This is a genomic window from Psychrobacter glaciei, from assembly GCF_014652895.1.
GTDB classification, from domain to species: Bacteria; Pseudomonadota; Gammaproteobacteria; order Pseudomonadales; family Moraxellaceae; genus Psychrobacter; species Psychrobacter glaciei.
In genome coordinates this window covers 16,301-42,690 of sequence record NZ_BMZR01000010.1, presented here as the reverse complement: position 1 = coordinate 42,690, position 26,390 = coordinate 16,301, and the positions used below count along the sequence as shown (strand labels likewise).

Annotated in this window: 26 protein-coding genes and 1 pseudogene; 12 read left to right on the top strand and 15 right to left on the bottom strand. The window is 41.8% G+C overall.

Annotation, left to right across the window (positions count from 1 at the left end; genetic code table 11):
- Nucleotides 1-77: 77 nt before the first annotated feature.
- The 5 genes from ccmI to IE130_RS13715 all read right to left on the bottom strand — a co-directional run bounded on the left by ccmI (nucleotide 78) and on the right by IE130_RS13715 (nucleotide 6,970).
- Nucleotides 78-1,358 carry a c-type cytochrome biogenesis protein CcmI gene (gene ccmI, locus IE130_RS13735; RefSeq protein ID WP_045448072.1) on the bottom strand — a complete coding sequence of 427 codons (1,281 nt, stop codon included), beginning with the start codon at nucleotides 1,356-1,358 and terminating at the stop codon, nucleotides 78-80.
- Nucleotides 1,355-1,837 (bottom strand): cytochrome c-type biogenesis protein, encoded by a 483-nt coding sequence (locus tag IE130_RS13730; RefSeq protein WP_020443538.1) that lies wholly within the window; start codon nucleotides 1,835-1,837, stop codon nucleotides 1,355-1,357. Before IE130_RS13730 ends, ccmI begins: the two co-directional genes overlap by 4 nt.
- Before the next feature lie 83 nt (nucleotides 1,838-1,920).
- A complete protein-coding gene (locus IE130_RS13725) occupies nucleotides 1,921-2,514 on the bottom strand; it encodes a DsbE family thiol:disulfide interchange protein (protein ID WP_045448106.1) in 594 nt (197 codons plus the stop codon).
- Nucleotides 2,515-2,583: 69 nt separating this feature from the next.
- Complete coding sequence (locus IE130_RS13720) at nucleotides 2,584-4,632, bottom strand: heme lyase CcmF/NrfE family subunit (protein WP_058368779.1); 2,049 nt, start codon at nucleotides 4,630-4,632, stop codon at nucleotides 2,584-2,586.
- Nucleotides 4,633-4,753: 121 nt separating this feature from the next.
- Nucleotides 4,754-6,970 (bottom strand): heavy metal translocating P-type ATPase, encoded by a 2,217-nt coding sequence (locus tag IE130_RS13715; protein ID WP_058368778.1) that lies wholly within the window; start codon nucleotides 6,968-6,970, stop codon nucleotides 4,754-4,756.
- Between the two features lie 142 nt (nucleotides 6,971-7,112).
- On the opposite strand from IE130_RS13715, the gene cadR reads away from it, so the two are divergent.
- The gene (gene cadR, locus IE130_RS13710) at nucleotides 7,113-7,523 is read left to right on the top strand and encodes a Cd(II)/Pb(II)-responsive transcriptional regulator (protein WP_060492340.1); all 411 of its coding nucleotides are present in this window, start codon (nucleotides 7,113-7,115) and stop codon (nucleotides 7,521-7,523) included.
- Between the two features lie 148 nt (nucleotides 7,524-7,671).
- Here the strand turns inward: cadR and IE130_RS13705 are convergent, their stop codons facing one another.
- Nucleotides 7,672-8,394 carry a CHAP domain-containing protein gene (locus IE130_RS13705; protein WP_011513678.1) on the bottom strand — a complete coding sequence of 241 codons (723 nt, stop codon included), beginning with the start codon at nucleotides 8,392-8,394 and terminating at the stop codon, nucleotides 7,672-7,674.
- Nucleotides 8,395-9,193: 799 nt separating this feature from the next.
- Nucleotides 9,194-9,844, bottom strand: a complete 651-nt coding sequence (locus IE130_RS14350) for a DUF411 domain-containing protein (RefSeq protein ID WP_011513677.1) — start codon at nucleotides 9,842-9,844, stop codon at nucleotides 9,194-9,196.
- A gap of 239 nt (nucleotides 9,845-10,083) precedes the next feature.
- Here IE130_RS14350 and lnt point away from each other — a divergent pair, with 239 nt between their 5' ends.
- Nucleotides 10,084-11,652: an apolipoprotein N-acyltransferase gene (lnt, locus tag IE130_RS13695; RefSeq protein ID WP_045448063.1), complete on the top strand. Its 1,569-nt coding sequence runs from the start codon at nucleotides 10,084-10,086 to the stop codon at nucleotides 11,650-11,652.
- Nucleotides 11,653-11,838: 186 nt separating this feature from the next.
- On the opposite strand, the gene IE130_RS13690 is transcribed toward lnt, so the two are convergent.
- The 4 genes from IE130_RS13690 to parA all read right to left on the bottom strand — a co-directional run bounded on the left by IE130_RS13690 (nucleotide 11,839) and on the right by parA (nucleotide 14,413).
- A complete protein-coding gene (locus tag IE130_RS13690) occupies nucleotides 11,839-12,765 on the bottom strand; it encodes a cation diffusion facilitator family transporter (RefSeq protein ID WP_087813585.1) in 927 nt (308 codons plus the stop codon).
- A 245-nt stretch (nucleotides 12,766-13,010) separates the two neighbouring features.
- Nucleotides 13,011-13,205 carry a hypothetical protein gene (locus IE130_RS13685; RefSeq protein WP_140412949.1) on the bottom strand — a complete coding sequence of 65 codons (195 nt, stop codon included), beginning with the start codon at nucleotides 13,203-13,205 and terminating at the stop codon, nucleotides 13,011-13,013.
- Between the two features lie 356 nt (nucleotides 13,206-13,561).
- Nucleotides 13,562-13,771, bottom strand: a complete 210-nt coding sequence (locus tag IE130_RS13680; RefSeq protein ID WP_025652656.1) for a plasmid partition protein ParG — start codon at nucleotides 13,769-13,771, stop codon at nucleotides 13,562-13,564.
- Nucleotides 13,772-13,774: 3 nt separating this feature from the next.
- The gene (gene parA, locus IE130_RS13675; RefSeq protein ID WP_101204381.1) at nucleotides 13,775-14,413 is read right to left on the bottom strand and encodes a ParA family partition ATPase; all 639 of its coding nucleotides are present in this window, start codon (nucleotides 14,411-14,413) and stop codon (nucleotides 13,775-13,777) included.
- 349 nt (nucleotides 14,414-14,762) lie between these two features.
- On the opposite strand from parA, the gene IE130_RS13670 reads away from it, so the two are divergent.
- Both IE130_RS13670 and IE130_RS13665 read left to right on the top strand, forming a co-directional pair.
- A complete protein-coding gene (locus tag IE130_RS13670; protein WP_025652654.1) occupies nucleotides 14,763-14,987 on the top strand; it encodes a helix-turn-helix domain-containing protein in 225 nt (74 codons plus the stop codon).
- Between the two features lie 156 nt (nucleotides 14,988-15,143).
- Nucleotides 15,144-15,419 (top strand): hypothetical protein, encoded by a 276-nt coding sequence (locus IE130_RS13665; protein ID WP_058368517.1) that lies wholly within the window; start codon nucleotides 15,144-15,146, stop codon nucleotides 15,417-15,419.
- Between the two features lie 188 nt (nucleotides 15,420-15,607).
- On the opposite strand, the gene IE130_RS13660 is transcribed toward IE130_RS13665, so the two are convergent.
- Entirely contained in the window at nucleotides 15,608-16,564 is a 957-nt protein-coding gene (locus IE130_RS13660; protein ID WP_189586940.1) for a hypothetical protein, read from the bottom strand.
- Nucleotides 16,565-16,589: 25 nt separating this feature from the next.
- A complete protein-coding gene (locus IE130_RS13655) occupies nucleotides 16,590-19,238 on the bottom strand; it encodes a MobA/MobL family protein (protein WP_189586938.1) in 2,649 nt (882 codons plus the stop codon).
- Between the two features lie 262 nt (nucleotides 19,239-19,500).
- Here IE130_RS13655 and IE130_RS13650 point away from each other — a divergent pair, with 262 nt between their 5' ends.
- The 7 genes and pseudogenes from IE130_RS13650 to IE130_RS13620 all read left to right on the top strand — a co-directional run bounded on the left by IE130_RS13650 (nucleotide 19,501) and on the right by IE130_RS13620 (nucleotide 23,476).
- The gene (locus IE130_RS13650) at nucleotides 19,501-19,842 is read left to right on the top strand and encodes a hypothetical protein (RefSeq protein WP_087813582.1); all 342 of its coding nucleotides are present in this window, start codon (nucleotides 19,501-19,503) and stop codon (nucleotides 19,840-19,842) included.
- Between the two features lie 198 nt (nucleotides 19,843-20,040).
- Entirely contained in the window at nucleotides 20,041-20,211 is a 171-nt protein-coding gene (locus tag IE130_RS13645) for a hypothetical protein (protein WP_176392978.1), read from the top strand.
- A gap of 329 nt (nucleotides 20,212-20,540) precedes the next feature.
- Nucleotides 20,541-21,494, top strand: a complete 954-nt coding sequence (locus IE130_RS13640) for a replication initiation protein (RefSeq protein WP_045448300.1) — start codon at nucleotides 20,541-20,543, stop codon at nucleotides 21,492-21,494.
- An 84-nt stretch (nucleotides 21,495-21,578) separates the two neighbouring features.
- Nucleotides 21,579-21,794 (top strand): type II toxin-antitoxin system RelB/DinJ family antitoxin, encoded by a 216-nt coding sequence (locus IE130_RS13635; RefSeq protein ID WP_045448298.1) that lies wholly within the window; start codon nucleotides 21,579-21,581, stop codon nucleotides 21,792-21,794.
- An 8-nt stretch (nucleotides 21,795-21,802) separates the two neighbouring features.
- Nucleotides 21,803-22,089: pseudogene (locus IE130_RS13630) on the top strand (BrnT family toxin).
- Nucleotides 22,076-22,372, top strand: coding sequence for a hypothetical protein (locus IE130_RS13625; protein ID WP_227522864.1), 297 nt, complete (start codon nucleotides 22,076-22,078; stop codon nucleotides 22,370-22,372). Before IE130_RS13630 ends, IE130_RS13625 begins: the two are co-directional and overlap by 14 nt.
- Before the next feature lie 135 nt (nucleotides 22,373-22,507).
- Nucleotides 22,508-23,476, top strand: coding sequence for a DNA-binding protein (locus IE130_RS13620; RefSeq protein WP_189586936.1), 969 nt, complete (start codon nucleotides 22,508-22,510; stop codon nucleotides 23,474-23,476).
- 1,176 nt (nucleotides 23,477-24,652) lie between these two features.
- Here IE130_RS13620 and IE130_RS13615 read toward each other — a convergent pair.
- Both IE130_RS13615 and IE130_RS13610 read right to left on the bottom strand, forming a co-directional pair.
- Nucleotides 24,653-24,907, bottom strand: a complete 255-nt coding sequence (locus tag IE130_RS13615) for a Txe/YoeB family addiction module toxin (RefSeq protein WP_189586934.1) — start codon at nucleotides 24,905-24,907, stop codon at nucleotides 24,653-24,655.
- Nucleotides 24,904-25,194, bottom strand: a complete 291-nt coding sequence (locus tag IE130_RS13610) for a type II toxin-antitoxin system Phd/YefM family antitoxin (RefSeq protein WP_087813576.1) — start codon at nucleotides 25,192-25,194, stop codon at nucleotides 24,904-24,906. Before IE130_RS13610 ends, IE130_RS13615 begins: the two co-directional genes overlap by 4 nt.
- Nucleotides 25,195-25,684: 490 nt before the next feature.
- Here IE130_RS13610 and IE130_RS13605 point away from each other — a divergent pair, with 490 nt between their 5' ends.
- Complete coding sequence (locus IE130_RS13605; RefSeq protein WP_189586932.1) at nucleotides 25,685-25,972, top strand: hypothetical protein; 288 nt, start codon at nucleotides 25,685-25,687, stop codon at nucleotides 25,970-25,972.
- The last annotated feature ends 418 nt before the right edge of the window (nucleotides 25,973-26,390 follow it).

Below are 26,390 nucleotides of genomic sequence, written 5' to 3'. Positions count from 1 at the left end.
ACTATTAATAGCGCCACTTTTAAAAACGGCTCCACTTACCGCTCTGGTATTATGAAACTTACGGTAATAATTTTTTATTAGGGAATCTGTTGATTGATTTCAATATTAACCTGAGTCTGTTCAGCACTAATCACTATCGGATTACCCGATAAGTCGCCTGACTCTGCTATGGCATTACCGCTATGACTAATACGAGCAACGACTGCTAACTGAGTTTTGTCACTACGAGCTGAATTTAACGTGCGATCTGGCATCATCGCATCAAGATTGCTTAAGCGGATACTGGCCTCACCTTGCTCAATAACACTAATGGGTAAACGTTTGGCGGCAAACGGTGGACCTCCTTTAACGTCACGTATCGCAACAAACAACACATCATCAGCTTTCACTAACGGTAATAAATTAGCGTTAATTTTCACTGTCACGTCAATACCTTCTAGCGCTTGCTTTTCTTGCGTGCTAACGTAGTTGCTTAACTCATCTAAGCTTGCTAAAGCTTTAGTATGATCACCTGGTTTGGCCACAATGCTGCCTTGTAAGCGTTTAATCCAACCTTGCGCTTGGGCAAAGTTACTACTACGAGTCTCACCCATTGCCATGAGCATTTGAGCCCGTTCATGCTGCGGATTCTTAGCTAATATAGCTTGTAATACACGGCGAATATTGGCGTCTAACTGACCTTCATTAACGAAAAAGCTAGTCTGAGCATAAGTGGTGGCGATTTCTTCATTTTCAGGAGCTAAACGATAGGCACGAGATAAGGCTTCCAGCGCAGAATCAGTTGCCTCCATAGATAAGAAAAGCTCGGATAGGCGCATCCAGCGATTAGGATCATCAGCATTACGATGAACATTGGTTTGCATGGCGCTAATCAGTTGACGACCATCTTCAAACGCCCATGATGGCGGCTTGTCAATTTTAGCTGTCAATAGGTCGTCAGCCACTTGTCCTACTTTGTCCTCAGCTGTCCACAAATCAAACACGGGCGTACGATTGCCTATTAGTAAATACGCCATTGCAGCCAATATTGGGATCCAAGCTGCGACAATTAAACGGCTTTTGACATCAGGGGTGACCATAGGTGTTATCTGACGCTGCGCATCTAATAGCTGACGCTCAAGCTCCAGCTTTTGATTTTGATAATGGCTATTATTAATAGTACCGCTGTCTTTATCTGTTTGTAGCTCAGCTAAACGTTCGCGAAATACTGCAACATTAATATCTAGCAGTTGATTGTCTATTGGTTTGGACTGCAAACGCGGTGCTCGTAGCCATGGCATAATAGCAATCAGCGCAAATATAAGAGCAATCAGCAAGCTTAGAGTTACAAATAAGCCAAAAGTAGAAAATAGAGTCATTTTTTGTCCTCTAGGCTAGTAATGTCGTGGTCGACACTCTCAGCTTGCGATAATAGACGATCAAGCTCAGCCTTTTCCGTAGAGGTCAAGGCAGCAGTACTGTTCACTGTGACGCCGCTTTGACCACGGGCAACAACTTGGCGACGCTTACTTTGCCAAAACCAACCAATAATTAAGACGAGCAATAATAGTGGTGGAAAAAACCATAGGATCCATGTTGATGGTCGCATAGGCGGCTTGTAGCTAATAAAGTCACCGTAGCGCTCTTGCATATAGACGCGTATTTCAGCATCACTACGTCTATCTTTAATTAAATCATAGACTTTTTGCTTTAGATCCTGTGCAATCGGTGCATCAGAGGCTGCAAGGTTTTGATTTTGGCATTTTGGGCAGCGAAACTCTTCTATTAATCCACGATACTGAGCTTCTTGCTGTGGTGAGTCAAAATCGTATACGTCAATAGCTGCGTTTGCCGTCATGTTAAGCAGACACGCTAGTATTAAGCTTGCTAGTTTTAAAACTATATTGGGTTTTAGTTGAGGAGCTCTTATTCGAATAACGTTCATTTGCACATCTCCTCAACCTGAATGAGATCAGGACTATCGTTGTTCTTATTAGCCTCATTAAGTACGGTCAGGCACGGCTTAACACGCTGTTGCCAATTGGCTTCATTAACCTCACCAACAATATGCTGACGAATGATGCCATCTCCATCCACAACAAAGGTTTCGGGCGCACCAGTTATGCCTAAGTCTAGAGCAAACTGACCCAATGAATCCTGAATAGACATAGAAAATGGATCACCGCCTCGGTTTAAGTAACTGAGCGCATTACCAATCTCATCCTTATAATTCACACCAACGATATCAACGCCGCGCTCTTCTAGTTGCATTAAAAACGGATGCTCAATAACGCAAGTTGGGCACCATGAGCCCCAAACATTAAGTAAAAACGGCTTATCCGGCAAATTATCATTGGTGATAGTACGGGTAGTATCTGCTAATAACGGCAGCTCAAAGGTAGGAACCGGACGCTCAAGAGCGGTATTGGTCACAATGTCTGTTGGTTTACCTAAGCGCATGTACAATATAACTACCAAACCAAAAAAGAGGATAAGCGGAATTAAGAACCATAGCTTCGTCTGCTTTTTTTTCATTGTCTTTGGGTTACGCTGCTTACTGTTTTGGCTATCTTTTTGCTCAGGAGTATTATTCGACATAGTCATTTATTTCTCCTTTAGTGTCGACATCGTCGATGCTGAGATTGCCTGTTCAATAGCTACCTCATTGACTCCATCAGTAGCCAGATCACCAGTAACTAGCAATGGAGCTTTAACTTTTTTGATGCGGTATCGTTTATCAAGCATGCTAATTAATCCACCTAGAGCCATGATAATTGCCCCTAACCAAATCCAGCGAATTAATGGTTTTACATAAATCCTTAATGCCCATTGGTTACTACCATCGGCAATAGGTTCGCCCAGTGCGACATAAACATCGCGCATAAGATTGGGGTCAATAGCGGCCTCAGTTGTTGGCATAGTGCTGATAATATACGTACGTTTTTCAGGATATAGCGTTGCCACTTCTTGGCCATTCTTAGTCACTACAACCTCAGCTTGCGTTGCATCAAAGTTACTCCCCTTTATTTCAAAAAATTCAGTTACTTCAAAATCGTAACCTTGAACATTGACTGTATCGCCAATACCCATTGCTACGTCACGCTCAATACTCAAGCTACTAGTAAAGGCTATGCCAATGACAGCAACCAATACGCCAATATGAGCAGTCTGTTGACCCCAATAGCTCAGACGCAACTGCCGCAAACCGTTAAAAAGATTAGGCGCATTCTTAGTTTTATCTTTAAAATCAACTGCCATCCATAGCAGTACCCAAAAGCTAACGGCTAAAGTCACACCAATATTAAGCATAGACGATGGATTAACAAAGTAAGTAATAATGGCGGCTAATACTAAGCTACTAACGGCGATGACCATGCCTATACCCAGTAGTGGACGGGTGTCTTTTTTCCAGCGAATATTTGAGCCCATACCCATAGCTATTAATAACAGCCACGTTAAAGGTACAAATAATGCATTAAAATAAGGAGGGCCGACGGACACTTGTCCTAAACCAAAGGCATCAGCGATAATAGGATAGAGGGTGCCGAGCAACACCACTAAGGTTGCAATCAAAATGATGGCGTTGTTGATCACTAAAAAGGACTCACGTGAAATCAGCTGATATTGACTTTCAACGGTTAAACGCCAACCGCGAACGGCAAACATCAATAGACCACTACCGATGATAATGCCAAGAATAGCTAAGATAACCAAACCACGCGTCGGATCAGCGGCAAACGAATGCACTGAGGTAAGGACTCCAGAGCGTACCAGGAACGTGCCAAGCAAGCTTAAGGCAAAGGCGAAAATAGCCAGCATGATGGTCCATGCTTTAAACACCCCGCGCTTTTCAGTGACTGCTAATGAATGCAGCAATGCTAAGCCGACAAGCCAAGGCATAAACGAGGCGTTCTCTACCGGATCCCAAAACCACCAACCGCCCCAGCCAAGCTCGTAGTAGGCCCACCACGAGCCCAGTGCAATACCAATGGTCAAAAATCCCCAAGCCGCCAGCGCCCATGGACGTGACCAGCGTGTCCAAGCAGCATCTAAACGCCCTTCCCACAATGCCGCCATACAAAATGCAAAAGGCACTACCATACCCACATAGCCCATATATAACATGGGCGGATGAATAATCAGACCGAAATCTTGTAGGACAGGATTTAAATCAGCGCCATCGACCGCTAGATTGGGTAAGGTACGCTCAAACGGTGACGAGGTAAATATCAGCATTGTTAGCATCATTAACTGTACACCGGCCAAAATAACTAATACCCGCGCACGCATTGATAACGGCAAGCCGCGACTAAAGTATGATACCAGTGCACACCATGTGGCCATGATGGTCATCCATAGCAGCAAAGAGCCCTCGTGTCCGCCCCATGTCGCCGATAACTTATAGTACCAAGGCAACAGCGTATTGGAATGCTGCGCGACGTAACTGAGGCTAAAATCATTATAATAAAAACCTGCTATCAAAGCGCCAAATGACGTTATCATGGCGGCAAACTGTGCCCAAGCTAAGCTAGGGGCTAGTCGTTGCCAAGCAACTTGGTTACGAATAACACCAATAGTTGGCAGAATTACCTGCAATAACGCCAATACAAAAGCGGTAAGCAAGGCAAAATAGCCCAATTCTGTAATCAACATACGGTCTAACCTTATTTACTCTAATGCGGTTGCAGTTTACTGTAGCGGTGGAATTTTTATTATTAGAACCCACCCCCGAAATCTGCTGCTATCTCTAGTTTTTAATTGATTTCGAAGGGTTTTATTTAACTACTTTAGGCGGAGTTACCAGTGGAGGCGCGCCTTTAAAGCGCAGTAAACGTAACGCATTGAGAGTAACGAGCACTGTTGCTCCAGCATCAGCTAGAACCGCAATCCATAGTCCAGTAATGCCGAATACGGTCGTGATCAGAAAGACGCCTTTGAGACCTAAAGCGAAAATGACGTTCTGATGAATGTTGCGCATGGTGGCACGCGAAAGTGCAATCAGATGGGCCATGTCTGTAACACGACTTTTTAATAATGCGATATCGGCCGTCTCAATGGCCACATCGGTACCACCACCCATCGCGATGCCAACATCAGCGGTTGCTAGTGCTGGCGCATCGTTAATACCATCACCCACCATCGCTATTTTTCTGTTATTCTTCATCTCGTTAAGCAAGCGCAGTTTGTCCTCAGGCAACAGCTCAGCTTCCCATTCCACGTCTAAATTACTGGCAAGTGCTTGAGCGGTTAAGCGGTTGTCGCCTGTTAGCATGACGGAGCGCACACCCATCGCTTTAAGTTGAGCCACACCTTCATGAGCGTCGTCTCGTAACTCGTCTCTTAGTGCGACCAATCCAAGCACTTCTCGACTTTGCTCATCGAAAAGAACTGAGACGGTCTTGCCCTCATTTTGCAGCGCCTCGATTTGTGCCTGTTGCTCGGCTGAAATTGATGCCTCATCTGCGGCATAAACAGGCGAACCGATAGCTAGCGCGCGCCCAGCGATAGTTGCGTGTACCGCTTTACCCGCAGTAGCAGAAGCTTTAGAAGCCACAGGTATGACAACTTTGGCGGCTTTGGCATGACTGACAATAGCTTCAGCAAGCGGGTGACTAGAACCTGTCTCCACACTGGCAAAGAGCGCCAATACCTTATCTTTACCTTGAGAACCCTGATCCTGAGAATCCTGACCTTGAACACTTGAATACTCTTGTGTAATGTCAACAACATCGGTCACGCGTGGTTTGCCTTCAGTTAAAGTGCCTGTCTTGTCAAAAGCGACTGTCTTCACTTGGCCGATGGTTTCTAAAGCACTACCGCCCTTGATCAGCAAGCCGCGGCGCGCACCGACCGCTAGACCAGAGGCGATAGCAGCTGGTGTTGAGAGCACAAGAGCACAAGGACAAGCGATCAATAATAAGGCTAGACCTCGATATAACCAAGTTGACCAATCTCCGCCCATGGTTAACGGTGGGACGATGATAATTAGGGCGGCAATAGCCATCACAGCCGGTGTATAGTAACGACTGAATTTCTCAATAAAACGGGCAGTGGGTGCTTTGGAAGCTTGCGCTTGCTCTACCAAATCAATAATGCGCGAAATAGTGTTATCGGCGGCTGTCTTTTCTACGCGCACTTGGAGCACACCATCGATGTTAATTGACCCTGCAAATACATTGTCACCCATCGTCTTGGCAACAGGAACAGACTCTCCCGTCACGGGCGAATCATCAAGGCTGGACGCACCTTGAACAATGGAACCATCAGCAGATACCCTATCTCCAGGACGCACCAGCACAAGGTCATTCACTTGTAGTGAAGTCGCTGGAACGTTACGCTGCCCACCTTGAGCATCAAGTAAAATCGCACTTTTCGGAACCAGCGATGATAAGGCTCTGATGCCAGCGCGAGCGCGATCAGCAGCGATACTCTCAAACAGTTCACCGATTGAGAACAAAAAGACAACCGCTGCGGCCTCTTCAGCTTCACCAATGATAAGTGCGCCAAGCACGGCGACGGACATCAGCGTTTCAATTGAAAAGAATGAACCTGTTTTAGCCAGTGCTAAGGCTTTGCGTGCAAATGGAAAAACGCCTACAATCACAGCGATGGCAAACACCCATATCCCATAAGCGGGGAACAGTAGTGACAGTGCATAAGCGCTGCCCATCAAAATACCGAGACCAACAACCTGTTTGCCTTTTTGAGTTTGCCACCACCGCTTATCCTGCGGAGCCATCTGATTGTCGCTGTCAATATCAATAGCCGATACAGTTTGTTGACCAGTATTGGCAGATATACCGAACCCTAGGCTTTTGATGGTTTTTTCAATATCACTAGCCTGAGTCGGCGCATCAGGGGCCAAGCTTAGCTCTAGCGTTTCTGTAGCAAAATTTAGCTCAACATCAGAAACCCCAGGCATACGTTTCAAAGCTGTTTCAATCTTGCCGATGCAACTGGCACAGTCCATACCTTCAATATGATATTTCATAATAATTTACCCTTTGAATAATGGTATTATGAACCCTCTAGTGGCTTTAGAGTCAAGGTTGTCTATCTACAGTTTTGTAAATTCAATTTCTCTAGCGCCAGTCTTTACAGCCACTTTAATTATTTAAATCATAGAGGTTGTTATGACAATCAAAATTGGTGAGCTCGCTAAACGCACAGGTGCCACAGTGGAAACCATTCGCTATTACGAAAAGGAGCACTTATTACCTGAGCCTTCTCGCAGCGCAGGGAATTATCGTTTATATAATGAAGAGCACATTGAACGTCTACAATTTATCCTACACTGCCGTACGCTTGACATGGCTTTAGACGAAGTAAGAATCTTACTTGAATACTGGGAGGAACCTGATAAAGACTGTGGTGATGTGAACTCATTACTAGATAAGCAAATTTATGCTGTAGAAATACGAATGGAAGAATTGATGCACTTAAAGCAGCACTTGACTGTTTTGCGTCAGAAATGTGCAAGTAGTGCACCAGCAGTATCATGTGGCATCTTAAACGCGCTGGTCGATAATTCCTGTCATGAGTAATGATATCAGTAGTGTTCATTTCTAACTGATCAAATCATGAAAGGTTAAATACACCCTGATGTTAAGCACAAAAAAACCCAGCAATGATATTAAGATCACTACTGGGGTTGGAGGAAATAATAACTATGTTGTGCTGACTTATCAGGTCTTATTTATCATTCATAGCAAGGTAGATATTTCGATCTGATGCGGATGCGTCATCCACGTATTTTGAATCACGCCATGTGGTATAAGCATAGACACCACTGTATGGGCTGATGCTGTTCTGACGGAAATCAGAAATCCAGTTTTCGCCATCAAAGATTTGGATATGGCCATGTGGACGCTTTGATGAGCGATCATAGACAATAACATCACCTACTTGGGTTGGCATATCATTACTGATTTTGCTAAAACCTGCTTTATCAAGCGTGCCACGAGTGGCGTACTGATAGGCTGAAGGATTGGGGGTGAACTCATAACCTGCTGATTGTAGTGCTTTACGTACGTAACGGGCACAGTATCCAGAGCTACCAGATAGAGCCACTCGTGAAGCACGAGCAGCAGCGATAGCGGGGGCTGAATTGCTATCAGGAACTGTATTGACTTGCTGCTGTTGTTTTTCAGCGTATAAGCGGCTGTTTAATGATGAAAGCCGACTCTCTTTTTGCTTAGCCTGCGCACTTAGGTTGCTAATAGCTTGACTGATTTCGTCATTACTAGAAACATAAGCACCACTGCTAGTGCTATAGATGTTTTTTGATGAACCGTAGTTTGATGCCACAGAAGTATTGGTGATGGTATTATTTGTTTGAGAGATTGTGATAGCAGCACCACTCGTTTGTGCTATGCCCATACCCAGTACTGACAAAATCAATAAAGCCTGTTTCATAAATCTAATACCTACGGTTAATTCAAAATGGTCTGTTATCAACAACAGCGCAGTCAATTAAATTTCAACAACTCAAGTATATATACGTCATAGTGACTGATACTTCTGCTGCATATTATTCATATAAAAAATGATTATTGGCGATCACAGCACATCATTGAAGTCTTACGAAGCTGTTGCAAATCAAGCTGCTGGCCAAAACACAAAGCCGACTTTAGCATAGGCTGTTTAGCCTGTCATCACCCTTAAAAACCCCAAAAATACTTTTTTGATGTTGAAAAAATTGCTAATATTCCACATTTTACAATGTAAGTTTGTGTAACATATACAGAATATAGCTGACTAAATTGACAACAATTTCTACTGTTTTATAAGCAAAAAAACGTCTGAGGGTTAAATCTAAATTATAGATTTAACCCTCAGACGTTTTTTTATTGGATGAAGTAATTACCCTATATAGGGTCTAACTAATTATTAAGATAATATAATAATTTATAATATTAATATAGATGTTAATTCCCTACTGGCTTATGTAATATTACGTAATTGTTTCGATACATCCTGTATATTCTTGTATTAACCCTTAATTATTTATCTATTTTAAGGGTTAATAACCGATAAATCCGCTTACATTGTCATCAAAAGTTACAAATTCAAAGTTATTTTTGCTTTTAAAGTCGCAATAGCTAATGATTTTTTTGATGAAGAATCATTTTATAAGCAATAGAACAGTCTTATACCTGCCTCATTTACTTTTAACGCTAACACTATAATCAAAGTATTCTTAACTGCTAACACACTATAATTGCTGCTCTACCGATTCAATATCAGCATAAACTTGGGTCGTCCCGTCTTTATTGAGCTGCATAACCTGATAGGGCATGAATTTATTTTGATACTCCATACCTGGGCTACCAACAGGCATGCCAGGTACGGCAAGACCCATAGCTTGTACTGGCGGATTTTCTAAGAACTGCGCCATATACTTAGCAGGTACATGACCTTCAAAGACGTAATCATCAGTAGTGACTACAGTATGGCAAGAACGCATCTCAGTTGGAACGCTGTAGCGCTCTTTAAATACGGCTAAGTCCGCAACATCTTGCGCGGTTGCACTTAGACCATTATCTTCTGCATGACTTATCCATTCTTTACAGCAGCCGCAATTGGCATCTTTATAGACCGTAGCTGAGACGTTTTTTAGTAGGTCTGGTTTACTTACTGACCTTGTCATCATGTGAGCACTTTTAGCGTTTGGTTCATCTTCCTTTAAAGTGATAGCTGTTGCATTTTCGGTTGTTACTGATGTTGTGTTTGCATCAGATACGCCACTACTCGGTTGGCTACAAGCAAATAGTGATGAGGCGGCAAGTAACACCAGCGTACCACGCAACCCCTTAGACAGATGACGATTGAATATAAGACTGGATTTTATTTTTAAGGGGGTCATAGTGCTCTCTCATGTACTGTAGATATTGTGAGCTATAGAAGGTCAAGTAACACTTCATATCGTTTGGTAATGTAGCATAATAACCCATCAAACGGGGTACGTAAATTTATACATTGAGCAGTGCGGACTGGTATCATAAGCAGTTTTTATTTTGAAATGCTGCCTGTAGTATTAACGGGTCTATCTGAGTTTTGGATTTTGATTAAAAATTCAAGGCTCATAATTTTGGATAATTTGCGATGCACCTGTCTACTATTAGTCTACAAAAGCGTTTGAGTACTCACTTAAATCAATTACCGCTATGGCTTACGCTAGTAGCAGCATGGCTTGCAGGGGCTATTTTTTTATTTGCATTATCGCCTTATGGGTTCTGGCCGCTAGCAATAGTGTCACCAGCGATTTTATATGCGCTGTTGGTGCCAAATATGAGTGGTCGTCGCGCTTTTATTATCGGTGAAGCTTACGGTATGGGGCTATGGTGCGTCGGCGGCTTTTGGCTCTATACAGCTATCCATGATTATAGCGATACTCCAACGTGGCTCGCATTGATTATGATTGGATTGATGGGTCTCGGTATGGGACTGTTTCATGGATTTTTAGCACTAGCCTTTAACCGTATGGTAGGCAAACAACCCTTTTCATTTGCTGCTCTTTGGGTGCTACAAGAATGGTTAAAAACTTGGTTATTCACAGGCTTTCCGTGGCTGTTTGTTGGTTATGCGTTTACTGAAGAGTATTGGTTATCGTCCTTAGCACCCGTTGCTGGTGTTTTTGCCGTCTCTTTTGTTGCCATACTATTGGCTGCAAGTTTAGTAGAGCTACTGCTTCGGCGCAGTAGTTATGCCGTCGTTTCTGTACTGTTATTGGCCATTAGCACATCATTATGGCTGGTCAATCCGCAATGGACAAAACCTAAGGGCACACCTGATCTGTCAGTGTCATTGATTCAAGGTAATATTTCACAAGATATAAAGTGGCTGACTCAATATCAAGTAGAAACGCTAAAGATTTATGCGAAGTTAACGCGCACTGAGTGGGGACGTGATGTTGTGGTGTGGCCTGAATCATCTATTCCGATGTTTCAGGATGAGGCTGCGGGCTTTATTAGTGAAATGATAGAAATGGCTAATGCGACCAATACGACATGGATAACTGGTATCCCTTATAAGGATAAAGCGGCATTCAATGCCAGTACGGATAAGTATCCCCCATTTTACAATAGCGTGATTGCTCGAGGTGTAGAAGCGGAAGGCCTATACAAGAAGCAGCGTCTGGTGCCTTTTGGAGAGTATATTCCATTTGAAGGCGTGCTCGATATTTTCCCAAGTTTGGCCGGTAGTCAGGATATTAAGAGCTATAGTCGCGGTAGTGATCAGCAGTCACCGCTACAGGTGCGTGGACACAATATAGGGACGGCTATCTGTTATGAGGTAGCTTATCCAGATACCACGCGTAAAAATGCCATCGATACTGACTTTTTGTTGACGGTCTCTAACGATGCCTGGTTTGGCACTTCAGCAGGACCATTGCAACATTTGCAAATGGTACAAATGCGCGCGCTTGAGAACGGGCGCTGGTTTATTCGAGCGACCAATACTGGTGTTACCGCTATCATTAACCATAAAGGTCGTATTGTAGAACGCGCACCGCAGTTTGAGCGTACTGTACTACGTGGTGAGATACAGGCACGGGTTGGTAACACTCCCTTTATGCTTATGGGAAATTATCCTATCTTGATAATAATAACTCTGTTATTACTACTAAGCTATTTTGGCAAAGGTCTAACCACACTTAGAGGACGAGGGTAATAGTAAACTTAATTATAATAATTTAATCAGCGTAAGTTTTTTATTTTTTCTAGGTAACGTCCTAACGCACGTAAATATAAAAGTTTTAAACTATTGATCACATAAGAACTGATTGAAAAAATTATGTCGACATAAAGCACGCGCCTCATACTTAAAAAGAGATAGCTATATACGGTCTATCATCTTTTAGTTGATACTTTCATTTAATGCACGCGATTTTTGATTGTCATCTGCCTTAATACCAAATTCAATAGTTGCATGTTGTATATTCTGATGCGCCAAATCTTCCTTAATATTTTCTTTCATAATAAGAGTCTCTTCTAATGTCACATCGCTCTTCGGTACGATATGAACTGTCAGAGCATTCTCAGTGGTACTCAAGGCCCAGATGTGCAGATGATGAAAGTTTTGAATAAATTTATAGCTCTCTAAGATAGCAGTGATTTTACTGAGATCAACATTTTGAGGTACTCCGTCAATAGCAAGCTTGATACTCTCTTTTAGTAGACCCCAAGTCGATAACAGTATCACGACTGAAATAATCAAGCTAACTAGAGGATCAACGATATTCCAACTTGTATAGTAAATAATAATGCCCGAGATAACGACACCTACAGAGACCAATGCATCTACCATTAGATGCAAGAAAGCACCTTTAACATTAATATCGTCTTTTTGACCTTTGTAGAATGCAAAAGCAGAAACAGTATTTATAAATACACCTATTAGAGCTGTAATAATAATAACTTTTCCTGCAACTTCCGGTATGGTATCAAATCGACCCAAGGCCTCATACGCAATACCTATAACGATTGTAACTAACAATATGGCGTTAATAAGAGAAGCCATTATAGAAGCTTTTTTGTAGCCATAGGTATAAAGCGTAGTAGATGCTTTCTGTGCTAATTTCATTCCAATTAACGAGATTATTAAACTGGCAACATCACTTAAGTTGTGGCTAGCGTCTGCGATTAAAGCTAATGAATTAGTTGAGTAGCCCACTATGAACTCGATGAGCGTAAATGCAGAATTTAGACCAATTCCAATATAGAAAGCCTTATTCATATTTTTAGGGTTTGGAGCTTGGTGACTGTGGTTATCTGAATTACTCATAATTTACCCTTGTTTAGGTTGCTGCATTTTATTAAAGGTAGAAAATAATTTTATTGCATATCTTCTATATTGCACAGTCAATATTGCTCTAATACCGTAGACACACTTATTGTTATCAATAAACTGAGCCACAACTGGATTGTATGTCCTATCTCTCCTTGGGCGAAAAAAGCGGCTTTTACTGTAATCTAACTGGCTTACGTAAGCTTCTTATTTTCACGTTCAAGCTCTTTAGTATGTGTAGCTTAGTCTTGAATGTTGGTTAGTATGGTTTCATTAGTGCGCTTTTTATGACATGACCACAATGTTCCAAAAGTAGATTCTATTTTCAGTACTATAACTTGAATGGTTGACCACATAGAGGTGTAATCGTTTAATGCTTCAATCAGCATGCGAACGGCGCGTTTTTTAATCTCAGGAGTGTAGGTTTGTCTTTTCATTGTCGTATTCTCTCAGAAAGTTGAGTCTCCGACAATCTCGGGGCGGTTCAGAATAATGATGGGGCTAGAAGCCCCTTATATTTTGTGTAACTTAAATCGTTATTGAGTACGCTTTGATTAAGGGCAATATACCTTAGCACTGCTAACCGTTTTTGGTTCTATTATATGGTACTGATATAGGAAACAGTGCTTGTTTTGCCATGGGCATTTTTTTTGCAGCTTGCTTCTACGTCTGGCTTAAGAAAACAAGCATCTGATGATACTAGAAAGGTACACAGCGTTCGATGATATATATAGTTTTTTGAGTTTTTTATACATATCCTTTTTTTAGGTATAGAAAAACGAATTTTTTATACCTATCGCTCAACCAATTTTTCCTCAATCATTTCAGTCAACAACTCAGTCACCGTTTTTCGGCTTTCAAGCGCGTACCGCTTGAGCGCAATGTGTTTATCTTCATCTAAATTAAAATTCACGCGTACCGTCTTTTTGGGACTGTCCGTCACATCCGATAAAGCCAATTGATCCTTAACGTTCTTACTAGGACGACCTGCTGATAAACTCATGGCTTACTCCTCACCAAAAAATATTTGAATCTCACTGACCAATGCGGTTATCTCTTGTATCGCATTGCTACTAGGCGATTCGGTATCAAATACTGTCTTACCAAGGGCAGCACTATTAGGATAAGCAACTCGCTGCATCACTCTGGTCTCTAATACCGGAATATTATAATCAAGCAGCGCGGTTGCAACCTCTTTACCAATATTGGTATTTTGAATGGCGCGTGAGACAACAAAGGCTGCCTTTAGTTGGCCATCCATCATCTCAATACGCTGCTGCACTAAATCAACCAAATCGCTGGTCGCCCAGATATCATAGGGGCTCGGCTGCACCGGAATCAATATAAAATCAGCCGCTTTTATAGCAGAAATAGCCAGACTAGTAGCTTGCGGCGATCCATCGATCACCACATAATCTTTTTCAGAGACGTTTTTTAAATCTTTATCAAGTGTTGGTCTGTCGAGCCCGATCACTGGTACCGGATTGTCTTCATCAACCGCTCTCCAGTCACGCGCACTGCCCTGCTGATCGCTATCTACTAGTAGAACACTATGGCCTTTTAACTGTAAGCCACGAGCCAGATGCGTTGCGATGGTAGTCTTGCCGCTGCCACCTTTTTGATTTAATACCGCGATTACCTTCATAAATACAGATCCCTGTAGCATGCATTGAATATATAAGTATATAAGTATATAAGTATATAAGTATATAAGTATATAAGTATATAAGTATATAAGTATAACTAAAAATGTACGTCACATCACTACTAATAGCAATACTTCATAGTAAAAATAGCATCGCCTTTTCTAACTAGCGCATATCCATCATGATAGACGTCCTGTATCAAAGACAGCATAATAAACTGCCTACTACTAGGTAAATTGCCGCTATTGGATATCAATTTGAGCTACTAAAAGGAATACTTTAGCCGCTCATATTCGTTATAATCCGCTCACCAATCAAAAACCACCAATCGTTAATGAGGAAACCACTATGGTGAAGTGTCACTTATCGACCATTATGGGCGAAAGACGCCTTAAAATTGCCGATGTCGCAAGAGATACTGGTATCAATCGTGGCACCATTACTCGCATGTATCATGAAGAAGCCACCCGAGTTGATCTAGATGTCATCGAGTCTTTATGCACGTATCTTAGAATCAATGTTGGTGATTTATATGAAATTATAAATGAGGACAGCAGTGAGTCGCCTGAGTGAACACCCTCGCTCATAAGACATTATCACCTTTAGACGCATAAAAAGACCTTTAGAAGGTCATTTTCTCTTGCAATAGATTAAAATATAGGTATAATTTGACCTGTAGTAGGTCATTTTATCCATTATTTACATACAATAATCTATAGGAGAATATCTATGAACACTAATTTATCGCGGCTCAACAGCTGCACATGGTTTAGTGAACAGACTAAAGCTTTAGCCTCTCAGCTGTTATTCAGCTTACAAATACAGCAGGGCGTACAACTGGCATCATTACTTGGTGTTGACGCTATCCTTTATAATGATGAAGCGATTTATGTCTGGGTGCAACGACAGCTAGATGACGGTCTTATGATTGATGATTATACGTTAAGCACCCTTGAAACCGCCTTTATAGAGTTGGTCACAGCTCATACTGACCAAGCAGCCTAGTCACTTTAGCTTATATTTACAGACTTCTTGTTTAACAAGAAACAATAACCCTTAAAGCCAGATAAAGTGTCATTATCTGGCTTTTTAATATAGACAAAGATAACGACAATCAAACAAGCCTTTTTTCAGTCTTATATGTTTCAGAAGACGCACTTTTGGGCAATATAGCTCACTATTACCATACGTCTTTACTCAGTCGGCTTTGCACGCGGCACCCCAGCTATTTTATAATAAACAAAGCCTCTTTCATCTCTCAAAACACTCTTACTGTCTGCTCTAACGCACCAGCTGATTGCATCAGGCTGCTCTTTATTAACATCACAAGCCAAAATAAACTGCGCACTTTGAGCATTATTAAAGGCCTGTTTCCAACCCGTTTCAAGCTCATCGATGCCGCGCTGTAGCTCTGCTTGCTGCTGTCTCATTTCTGCAATCTCATCAAAGCTTGGCACATACCAAAATACCAGGGCCACCAAACTTATTATCACAGCCATCGTACCCGCTGCGACAGCGGCTGCAATCCTTTTAATACTCATAGTCTCAATGGACTTATGAATTTTGTCCAAGTCTTTACTAGCTCTACCCTCGACCTGCTCAATCCGCGTTTTGGTGGTGGTCTCAAAGGTCTCAATATCTTCAATAATCTGCTTATGACCAGCTTGGTACTGATTGGTGAATAGGGCTAGATTGTCCGCGCTTGCGCTAAGTTTATCAGCAACTCCTTGCATGGTACTGATTTGTACCTCTATGCTATCGTTTTTAGCAGTGACGACCGACTCTACAGCCGTATCAATCTGCTGTTTCATATCGGTGATGATGCCCGCTATTTTGTCATCATAACGACGCGGCATCTCATTGTCAGTGAAAGCCGTCACTGCTGCTTGAAGCTGCTTTAACACGAGTTCTTGATACTGGCTCAATGCCTGCGAAGTCGTGCTTGCGCTACTACCTAATTCTTCAATGGCAGAAGACACCTCATTCACCTTGCTATCAATACCGCTAAGCGAACGCTCAAGCCGCCTCGCTACCGCATCATCGGCTCGCTTAATCAGCTCACGCAAGGCCCCAATGACCGGAGTCAATGAAGTCACTAGGTTAACAAGTTGATCGTGTATGTCTTGCTCATTGCTATTGTCTTTATTCATGGGGTACTCATTATTATAATGCCGCCTAAAATGGGCGTGGTGAGGAGTAGCGGCGTGTTTGTGCTTGTTCATGCGCTTGGATGGCGTTCTTCGTTTTTTGCAGGTGATCTGTCACAGTTTGTGTGAGCGTTGCCCCATCTATGGTGATAGCAGGAACGTGCTCAAAGCGCTCATTGATCTTCGTTAACACCTCGACCTTATCTTGATTGTCAGACAAGCGCTCAAGCTGTTGCCATAGCGTCGTTGCTGCTTCCCGCACCTGCGATGCAGCTTTTTTGGCATCAGTGTCTCGTAAATTCTTTTGTAGCACGGTAAAGCTGTCAGTGCGTTTTAGAGTGGTAAATATAAATGCTTGCGCGGCAACTGCCTCAGCCGCGTTAATCACTTCGATCGATGCATCAATGACCTTAAAATCAAGGCTATCAACGCGGTCACGCACTCTTACCAATAAATTGTCAAATCGATCTCGATATGCTTTGGTCTCATTGATTCGCTGACGCTTAAGAGATGCCTGCTGCCGCCTCTGTTGTAAGGTTTCTCGCCGCCTGGTTAAAGCCTCCTCTCGTGCGCGCTCAGCCTCTTTCTTAAGCTTTGCTTGCTCATGCGCTTTGTTGAGCTGATATTGCAGCGCCATAGTACGGCTGCGCCAGTCCTCAAGCCGATCTGCATTCAACTGAGTAGTCTTGGTACTTATGATTTCATCGTATAAATCATCATCTTGCACAATCACAGCTTCACTTTGATCCAGTAAGGCGATACGCTGCTCATAAAACGGCGATAGGCGCTGATAGGTTTTCTGACTGGTATTAATTTGCTGCTTTAACTGTTTGATGTCGTTATCATTGGCAGTCTTAAACGCTTTAATATCGGCAGCCAAGGCCGTCAAACGAGTGTCAGCATCCGCGTCTATCTCTACCGCTTTTAACGTACTGAGCGCCTCACGTTCTTTTTCAAGGTACTTAAAGCGCTCAACGTCCAGATCTGCCAGTGCCGCGAACTTATGATAGGTGTCAATGTTGCTCGTTACCTCGATCGCCTGCAAATCCTCAAACGCCTCGCGCCAGTGCCGCTGCAGCTCAGTTTTTTCAATATCAATCTCATCAAGAGCTTTAAAGCCAGTCGCCAGTTTATTCAGCTTTGCGGCAAAGGGTTTTAGGGTGGCCTTCAACCCTTTGTAGTCAGCAATGACTTCATTATTAAGCGGGATCAGCTTTTTTAAAACCGTTTTATTGTTCAGCACCGTTTTATCAATCTGTGACAGCTGCTCTTCAAGACGGCTAACAGCGCGGCCTGTTTGTAGGGTATCATCTTGTCTAAACTCCTCAACCAACGCTAAAGCCGCCTTTAGTGCCTCACTTTGCTCTTTTGTGCTTATCTGCCTGGCAAGCTCAATCATTTTTTGGCGGGGGTCACTAAAATCCTGTCCCACCTCCTCGGTGAACCGCTGGGTACTCTTAATGTTTTTATCAATGGTAATAATCTGTTTAGACTGGTGCGCTAACTCTTCATGCAGCGCATCAATGGTTGAAAATAAGGCGCTGCGTACCATCTTTTTTTGACTCACAAAGTCGGCTGAGATTGCTAAAAGCTCATCAAGTACGTGATCATTGGCCGCATCACTATGCGTCTGACTGTTACTTTTAGGGATAGCGGGTTCAAGTTCAGCGGCAGGATCTACAAAGCGGATATTACTGAGCTCAATTCGCGCAAAGGGTTTACGCTTTTTATAATGTATTGTGACGCCGTTAACCTCTTGTTCATTGCTTTCTAGGTCAATACGTCCCTTGTCGTCGTACTCAATTACTAAACCATTTTTTTCAATGTAAGCATTGATCTCATCAATCGTCTCGTTGTACTCGTGAATCACTGAACGATTGCCTTTGAGAATATCCTTATATAGTGATTTACCCAGTTTCATTTTTGGCAAACGATTGATGCCCAGCTCACGGTAGGATTTCTCACTAATGGTTTTATTCTTAGGCAGTAGCTCATTGGCCATATCCGCCCAAAGGGTGCGTTGATATTTAAGCTCATCGCCGCGTCCGTTTAACCCCTTAGATAACCGCTCCTCCGTTGACCACTGCAACCAATTCTTGCGTGCTGATAAAGCATAACCCTCAACATCCGCTACTATCTCACGGCTTGAGAGTAAAATATGGGCATGAAAGTTACGACTGGTCAGCTCAACCACTTCAACCTCCCTCACATGTTTCTCGTGACTGTGGGGCCGATGAATGGCCACATCGACAAGCACGTTATAGCGATCAGATAAGGTTTGAGCGTAGCGCTCGGCCAGAACTATACGCTGATCCGCGGTGATCCCATCAGGAAACATCACATCAATCTCAGTACCCAATTGCGCGTTTTTACGAGTCTCAATGCGTTCGATATCATTCCAGAAACCCTCACGTGTCACTGCTAGATCCCCAGCAATAGTTGGCGTTAACAACGCCGTATGCACCACATTTTTCTCAATAACTTGCGTGTATTTAGTACCATCACTGTCCACTAAATTTAAGATTCTGTCTTTAGCTTTACTGGTGTAATCGTGGACGACTCCTGACTGCTCATCAACCAGTTTCGAGCCAGAATTATAAGCCGACTTTGCCACCACGCTATGATTTTTTGCCTTACTAACGGCGCTAACCGCCAGATGAAACCCTTTATTATTCATAGCAAAAAAACCCAATATTGAGAGATGATTTTTTGGGGGTTGTAGGGGGTTCGCCCCCTGCCGAACGACGGAGTTTATGTAAAAAAATAGCGCCCCTTGTGGGCCTTTTTTACATAAACTCCTAAGTTCGCTCTTAACAGAGGGTCAAAATACTACTGCGCCCACGAAACGATGTGGTCTTGTGTATTTTACTACCTTGCATACCTATGTATGTACTGCTAGGATCAACTCTATCATAGTTGGCTAAAAAAAGGATGAGATAATGTCAGTAATATCAGATGATCTATTCGCAGATAAGATAAAGCAGTTACAGGCTCTTAAAAAAGAGATTGATCAGGACAGGCTTGAAGCACATAAAATATTGGGGGAGTGGTTGGCCAACGCATTAGACGATGATGAAAATCATGAGCTACAAGCCATATTTTTAGACGCACATGATAATGAAAGTTACGTTCGTTTAAAAAAACACCGTGAGTTTTTGAAAGCAATTGCCAATAAAATACAAAGTAAAGCTCAGGTAGCACCAAGCAGCTTTACGCCCCCTAAGGACAATCATGACAATGAGCACGGTTCATTGTTTGATGATGATTCATCAGCGCAGTAGCTTCTAGAAATTACCTAATTGACGGTACAGCTGGATCATCTGCTAATTAGCGAAAGATCAGGAGGCGATTATCGGCTGTTTTAAGCGTTTTAAAATGGTTTTAGCTACCATCATATCGAACAGAGCTTAAAATGCATATAAGAGGGGTTTTTGAGCGTTTTAGCAGTACTTTGAGAGATGTTTGCAGGGTTATCAACAATGGCTACTGAAAATGAAGGCAAACTATCTACAAAAAATGAGATTGATATTGAGAATGTGAAAACAGGGTTGTCCAGAATGACAGACGAAGATATTCAAAATATCTTTGACCATGCTTTTGAAGATCTTCAAAGATCTAAGCTTGATCCGAACCATGCGAACGTGGAATAACATTAATTAAATGGACAATTGCATTCTGAGCTACTGATCAGTTTTACAAGTGATTGGTCGATCAAATTATCATCTTAAATCCGTCGGTTTTTTGGTTTTTTCCTATTATTTAAAATAAAAAATATATTTTTTACTTTTAAAAACTTTTAAAGACTTTTAGACAGTCTGTAAGCTTTGCTATTAAAGGGTTACGCACTCTATTATGCTACTTTTATCCCGCATTATGCTACTTTTATCCCGCATTATGCTACTTTTATCCCGTTTAAATGCTACTTTTATCCCGCATTATGCTAGTATCTTAAAGTAACTAGCATAATGAGGTTGTCATAATGAATGATGTCGAGCTATACGAAAAAAAATATCCTGAAAAATGGATTGTTATGCAGAATAAAATTACTCAAGCTTTTAGAGAGATGTCTATTGATGAGAAGCGCATCATTATTCTAGCGAGCCCATTGGTTAGGGTTAATAATGCTACTGAAAAAACACCGATAGAGGTTGCGTCTTCTGAATTTGCTAAGCTTAGCGGAATAGATAGAAACTCGGCTTATAAGCAAATGAAATCAGCTAGCAAAAAATTAATGAAGCGTACATTCATTTATGAGGATAAGGATGGTGATGATACAGAGGTTCAATGGCTAATCAGGTCGAAATATGCAGATGGCTATATATCGATGCATTTTACAGATGAGGTAATATACTTACTTCAGGTTTTTGATAAGCTCAACCCTTACACTAAATATTTAAAAGAAGATATCTTAAACCTCAAATTGACTTACTCGTTAGACCTTTACCATCTAGCAAAAAAGTCTGAGGGGAAGGGTGGTTTTTCTATGACTTTAGATCAATATAGGCAAGAACTTGGCACGCCTAAGTCGTATGAGCGCATCAACAATTTGAAAGAGAATGCAGTTGATGGGCCCATAAAAGAAATTAATCAGAAAACCGACATCAAAATCACCTATGAAAACATCAAACGTGGACGCACAGTTACAGGTTTGACATTCACCGTCAAGGCCAAGCCAACTAAGAAAAAAGGACAGGAGGGCCTAAATCAGAATAATGAGGATAGAGATATCCCACCTCTAACCGTTAAGCAAATTGATCGTTTTGCCCCTTTGTTGGCTAACTACTCACCGTTTGGTAGTTACGCACCATCAGGTAAAAGCACTCAAGAAGTTATTAGTTGGTTACACACTCAATTAAGAGATGAGGCTTTTTTAAAGACCCACAAAAAGCACTTACTGGCGATAGGCTATACGTTCCCTAAGCAGAAATCATAGCAAAGAAAAAAAGAGTAATTGAGCTAGCGTAGCCTATACAAATGGCTTATATTATATGTACATAAATAAGCCAAAAGTGATGTTATGACGACAACTAATTATAATATTAGGCTCGATCAAGAGCTAAAAGAAAATGCTTTTTCGGTATTTGAAAGCTATGGATTAACACCGTCTCAAGCGATCAAATTATTTTTGACCCAAGTGGCGCAAACCAATAAAGTGCCACTATCTTTTGAGTATCAGAAAGTAGCAGCTGTCAGTCAAGATGAATTGCCAATCTATAAAGAGCATACTGATTGAGAGAAAAGATGAGTATTAGATTTGAATGGGATGAACAAAAAAACATCACCAATCAGTGCAAACACCGTTTATCATTTGAGGCAGCTACCCGGGTTTTTTAGATCCTTTATGCCTGCGTCAGCAAGACAGGTATGAAAATGGTGAGGAGCGGTGGCAGGCGCTGGGTACAGTAGACGGCATAGCAGTCTTATTAGTAGCCCATACGCAGACAGACATAGATGGTGGCGAGGTTATACGCATTATCTCTGCTAGGCGTGCCACAAAGAGTGAAAGGAGACAGTATGAACAAAGTTAGCTATCACATAGACGAGTTACCGCCACTAACCGCCAAGCAGCAAGCAGATTTAGAGCATTTAGCCACGCTTAGCGATGACGACATTGATCTATCCGACATTCCAGAAGCCACCGACTGGTCAGGTGCTATCCGTGGCAGTATCAGAACGCAAGCGTCCTCTACGGAACCCAGTGTCATCAGCCCAAGCATCCTTGCTAAGTTTAAGGATAGAGCCAAGCAAACAGGTGGTGACTATCAAGAAATGATCAATAATGCGCTAGAAGAGTACTTAACTGATCACTAGCCATAATTTAACGACCATAGCCTCAAGATTACTTGAGGTTTTTTTACATCTTGCATTGTAGTATGTTGTATGTTGTATTATACTATATACATATAATACAACATATCTACTCATACAAAGTTAAGGACAATTATCATGGCCATCACTATTCAGCAAATTCATGCTACTGCCGACCAATTGCAAGAACAAGGAATTAAGCCAACATTAGCTGAGGTGCGTAAGGCTTTGGGCGGTGGTTCATTCACAACCATCAGTGAGGCGATGAAGTCTTGGCGTCAGGATAATCAAGAAGAAGAGCAGCTAAGACAGGTTGAGCTGCCAAGTGGCATTGCTGAGCGCTTACAGTCGCTTGGTGCGGATATGTGGCAAACGGCTATTGATATCGCCAATGATCGGTTGGTGAAAGAGCGTGAAGCCCTAGAGAGCATTAAGACCAAGGCACAAGCTGAGACAGACGAGGCGCAAGAGGCGGTTAAGACGCTAGAGAGTGAACAAGCTAATTTGTTGCTAGAGCTCGATGAGGTCACAGCAACTGCAAAGGCAGCGGCAATCACTTCGGCTCAGATTACTGCTGAACGTGACACGCTGATACAGACACTCAGTGATACTCAGCACGCGCTTGAGCTTGAGCAAGCTAAAACAGATGCAGCCCAAGCGCAACTTGCAGAGCTGCGCAGCAGCTTTGATCAGCAAGCAAAAGAGCTTAACGTCAACTTATCAAAAGTGGCCACGCTTGAAGCCACTGCTAGTAGCGATAAAGCAGAAATTGCACGTCTACAAACAGAACTGACAGTGACTAAGGGTGAGCTAAAGACAGTCACTACGGAACGCAATGAGATGGCGACTGACACAGCAGAGGTTAAAGGGGAGTTAAAGGCCATAATCGCTGAGCGTAACAAGCTATCAGGACTCAACGATCAGCTGACCCAAACACAGGCTAAGCTTGAAGCTGAGCATAGCGTACTGAATAAGCAGTATAGCGAGCTATCAAGCCATCACCTATCGGAGCAAGAACAAGTGACTCTGTTACAAGATCAACTTAAGAAAGCACAAGATGCTCTGATACTTATTCAAAACAAAGATAATGCTTTGGATGCTGATTAAATAAAAGTATTCGAGGTTTCAGTTTAATTAGAATTTCAAGATAAAGAACAGTTATGAGTGTGAAAGATACTTTGCCCAAGACATAGATCTCGTTCTATTCACACTAAGCTTATGAATCAACCATGACAATATCGACTCACTGAATAAGTGATTGTTGTATATTAACTATTCTAAATTTTTCTCTGGACTCTTATAGTATATAGCCTAGTGGGCTATATACTACTTAAGTTAGCCTAAGTGAATTTATGCTGATTTTGGAGCCTTGAGCAGATTTCAAGGAACACTCACCCTAAAGCGTTTGTGAGTATTTTTTTACTCATAAACGCTTTAGTGCATTCCTTGGATTTGATGTGATTAGTCATGCCGACTTCATCGCCCATCGCGTCATCAAGACCGTATCACTGTATCAAGCTACGGTTGTTAAGATTACGGCTGATAGCACCGCCTAGACACGCTCTTAACCGCTACTGTGCTGTCATACGCTAGCAAGGGCCTAAACCCAATATACCGCTACGATATGCACGAGTAACCACTCATTGCGTTGCTCTGATCCTTTGTCTAGTCACCCCTGTAGGGAGCTCACCCTTATGTCAAACGCAGTCGTCACCGAGGCCTGCCACCCATTTGACGGGTAACAATTACAGAGAGAGCTGCACGAGGATGTAACGAGCGAACAAGCAGTTTTTAAAATGTATAGTGAATAAGGTTGATATGAAAGCATATTTTGGATAAAATGCACCTACACGGGCATTTAATGCTGTTCAAATAACGCACTGCGTATGCTTATTTGTTCGTTACAGGGTGCGTCAACACACTGTAACCGTTAATTACATTAAAAACTAAATGCCTCTAGGAGTCAACTCCCAGAGGCATTTTTTTGTTTGTCATATAGATTAGGTTTTTAATATCTAGGGCATTTTTAAATTACTTAGGCTAAAGCAGAAAATAAACATAGAAGCCGTAGACCCGTTACTAAGAAGCGTCAAATCATCGCAAGTCTCTTAAAGGTTGACCATAGCTATTCTGAAATACAAATCGTGGCTAAGTACTCGCGTCAGTTGATTGCTGAGATGTCTCAAGAATTAAAGAACGTTTCTGGACATTAACTAACTACCTATCACTATGAAAAAGTGCCTAATTATAAATCAGGCACTTTTTGAGCTGTTATACCTTTGCTTAGTAATGATAACGGCACTGGACGATAATGATCGCATCATCTTGAATTTCATAAACCAGCCGATGCTCTTGATCAATTCGACGAGACCAGTAGCCTGCAAGGTCATGTTTGAGTGGTTCAGGTTTGCCAATACCCTTAAATGGGTCACGTTTGATGGCTTTAATCAGCTTACCGATCTGTTTGACTTTCTCTTTACTGGTTCTTTGCCAGTACTCATAGTCCTCCCACGCGTATTCCGTCCAAGATAGTATCAAGCGTCTACCTCATCATCAAAAGTGAGTGGCATATCTTTGGCATCAATCTCACGTTCAATCAAGCGACCAGCTTTAGCATCAGCAATAGAGCGTCTGAGACGCTTGGCATTGGTAGGGCTGCTTAAAAGATGCAGTGTTTCCTCATACGAGTTAAACTCTTCTAAACTCATTAATACCGTCGGTTTAGCATTTTGTCTTGTAATTAATATCGGGCCTTTATCAGTGTCTACCTTATCGATATACTTTGCTAAGCTCTTTCTAAAATCAGTGTAGTTCACAACGTCCATAATAATTACTCCACGTTTAATTATGTTGGTTATATGACCTATCATTATAGGTTAAATGTTACACTAGTATATACTATATCTGTACTTATATCTGTACATATATTAGTAAGAAGCAAAGGGATAATTTGATATGTCTTCATGTATCTTTTTAAAACGTACATATGAAAGCTGACATATTGATCTTAGTTTAAATTTCTTGGCACGTTTGCCGCCTTATATTGTCGAAAGAAACAAATTTTACTCATATACTCATATACTCATATACTCATATACTCATATACTCATATACTCATATACTCATATACTCATACCATTTTGCAGAAAAGCAATTATGAATGCAATATAATGGTTATTATCAAGCCTTACTGCATTAAATCGATTTTTATATGGCGTTGTGATGCCTTTAAATAAAGATCAAAGGGCGTAGTTTTATTTTTTTATTGTCGTATTCTCTCAGGATGTTGAGTCTCCGACAATCTCAGGGCGGTTCATGTTTAAGTTTCTAGAACATAAGAAGAATGATACATGGGTTGATAACGTATTAGTAATAGTGATACGCCTTACAATTACAGGGTTTATAGTAATGCTAGGGTTTTTCTTGGCATTTGTTGCTACGATGGGTCCACCTATTGCACCTCATATTTGGAATGTGGGTCTAGATGGCGGTATTAGAATAAGCACTATTGTTATCGGCGTGGGTTCATGTGCTGCTATATTGCTTTGGTTTTTCTGGACACTATGTTGTGATGTTTATCGCTTTATTATTCGTACCAAATAAACCTGGAGACTATTCTAGGTTTTACGTAAGTGTTGGTACAAGCTAGATAATTGTTACAGAGGATATGAGAATAACCAATCAGGTGCTTTCACTAGTTCGGTCCCCTAGTGAGGACTTGAATCTTTGGCTGTGAGCTAATGGTATTAAGGTTTCAACTTGCTGAGATAGCCACAGTGTACTTCATGATGTACTTACCATAGATATTCTATCTATGATCGGTGCGCTAGTGAGGACTTGAAGAGACCATCCCAGATTCTGTGTAACTGACGTTTAGATTAAATACTTACACAAAATTTAGGAAGGTCTCCCAGATTCTTATCAAAGACTTCATCATCTATTATTCGCCAAACGGCAACTTGCTGATGGTCTTTGGTGGTGACTAGATTTAAAGTTTGTTCAATCATTGCTTGAGGTCTCA

Bases quoted from the DNA above. Each gene is read 5' to 3' on its own strand.
- ccmI (WP_045448072.1), bottom strand. From the start codon at position 1,358: ATGACTCTATTTTCTACTTTTGGCTTATTTGTAACTCTAAGCTTGCTG.
- IE130_RS13730 (WP_020443538.1), bottom strand. From the start codon at position 1,837: ATGACGGCAAACGCAGCTATTGACGTATACGATTTTGACTCACCACAG.
- IE130_RS13725 (WP_045448106.1), bottom strand. From the start codon at position 2,514: ATGAAAAAAAAGCAGACGAAGCTATGGTTCTTAATTCCGCTTATCCTC.
- IE130_RS13720 (WP_058368779.1), bottom strand. From the start codon at position 4,632: ATGTTGATTACAGAATTGGGCTATTTTGCCTTGCTTACCGCTTTTGTA.
- IE130_RS13715 (WP_058368778.1), bottom strand. From the start codon at position 6,970: ATGAAATATCATATTGAAGGTATGGACTGTGCCAGTTGCATCGGCAAG.
- cadR (WP_060492340.1), top strand. From the start codon at position 7,113: ATGACAATCAAAATTGGTGAGCTCGCTAAACGCACAGGTGCCACAGTG.
- IE130_RS13705 (WP_011513678.1), bottom strand. From the start codon at position 8,394: ATGAAACAGGCTTTATTGATTTTGTCAGTACTGGGTATGGGCATAGCA.
- IE130_RS14350 (WP_011513677.1), bottom strand. From the start codon at position 9,844: ATGACCCCCTTAAAAATAAAATCCAGTCTTATATTCAATCGTCATCTG.
- lnt (WP_045448063.1), top strand. From the start codon at position 10,084: ATGCACCTGTCTACTATTAGTCTACAAAAGCGTTTGAGTACTCACTTA.
- IE130_RS13690 (WP_087813585.1), bottom strand. From the start codon at position 12,765: ATGAGTAATTCAGATAACCACAGTCACCAAGCTCCAAACCCTAAAAAT.
- IE130_RS13685 (WP_140412949.1), bottom strand. From the start codon at position 13,205: ATGAAAAGACAAACCTACACTCCTGAGATTAAAAAACGCGCCGTTCGC.
- IE130_RS13680 (WP_025652656.1), bottom strand. From the start codon at position 13,771: ATGAGTTTATCAGCAGGTCGTCCTAGTAAGAACGTTAAGGATCAATTG.
- parA (WP_101204381.1), bottom strand. From the start codon at position 14,413: ATGAAGGTAATCGCGGTATTAAATCAAAAAGGTGGCAGCGGCAAGACT.
- IE130_RS13670 (WP_025652654.1), top strand. From the start codon at position 14,763: ATGGTGAAGTGTCACTTATCGACCATTATGGGCGAAAGACGCCTTAAA.
- IE130_RS13665 (WP_058368517.1), top strand. From the start codon at position 15,144: ATGAACACTAATTTATCGCGGCTCAACAGCTGCACATGGTTTAGTGAA.
- IE130_RS13660 (WP_189586940.1), bottom strand. From the start codon at position 16,564: ATGAATAAAGACAATAGCAATGAGCAAGACATACACGATCAACTTGTT.
- IE130_RS13655 (WP_189586938.1), bottom strand. From the start codon at position 19,238: ATGAATAATAAAGGGTTTCATCTGGCGGTTAGCGCCGTTAGTAAGGCA.
- IE130_RS13650 (WP_087813582.1), top strand. From the start codon at position 19,501: ATGTCAGTAATATCAGATGATCTATTCGCAGATAAGATAAAGCAGTTA.
- IE130_RS13645 (WP_176392978.1), top strand. From the start codon at position 20,041: ATGGCTACTGAAAATGAAGGCAAACTATCTACAAAAAATGAGATTGAT.
- IE130_RS13640 (WP_045448300.1), top strand. From the start codon at position 20,541: ATGAATGATGTCGAGCTATACGAAAAAAAATATCCTGAAAAATGGATT.
- IE130_RS13635 (WP_045448298.1), top strand. From the start codon at position 21,579: ATGACGACAACTAATTATAATATTAGGCTCGATCAAGAGCTAAAAGAA.
- IE130_RS13625 (WP_227522864.1), top strand. From the start codon at position 22,076: ATGAACAAAGTTAGCTATCACATAGACGAGTTACCGCCACTAACCGCC.
- IE130_RS13620 (WP_189586936.1), top strand. From the start codon at position 22,508: ATGGCCATCACTATTCAGCAAATTCATGCTACTGCCGACCAATTGCAA.
- IE130_RS13610 (WP_087813576.1), bottom strand. From the start codon at position 25,194: ATGGACGTTGTGAACTACACTGATTTTAGAAAGAGCTTAGCAAAGTAT.
- IE130_RS13605 (WP_189586932.1), top strand. From the start codon at position 25,685: ATGTTTAAGTTTCTAGAACATAAGAAGAATGATACATGGGTTGATAAC.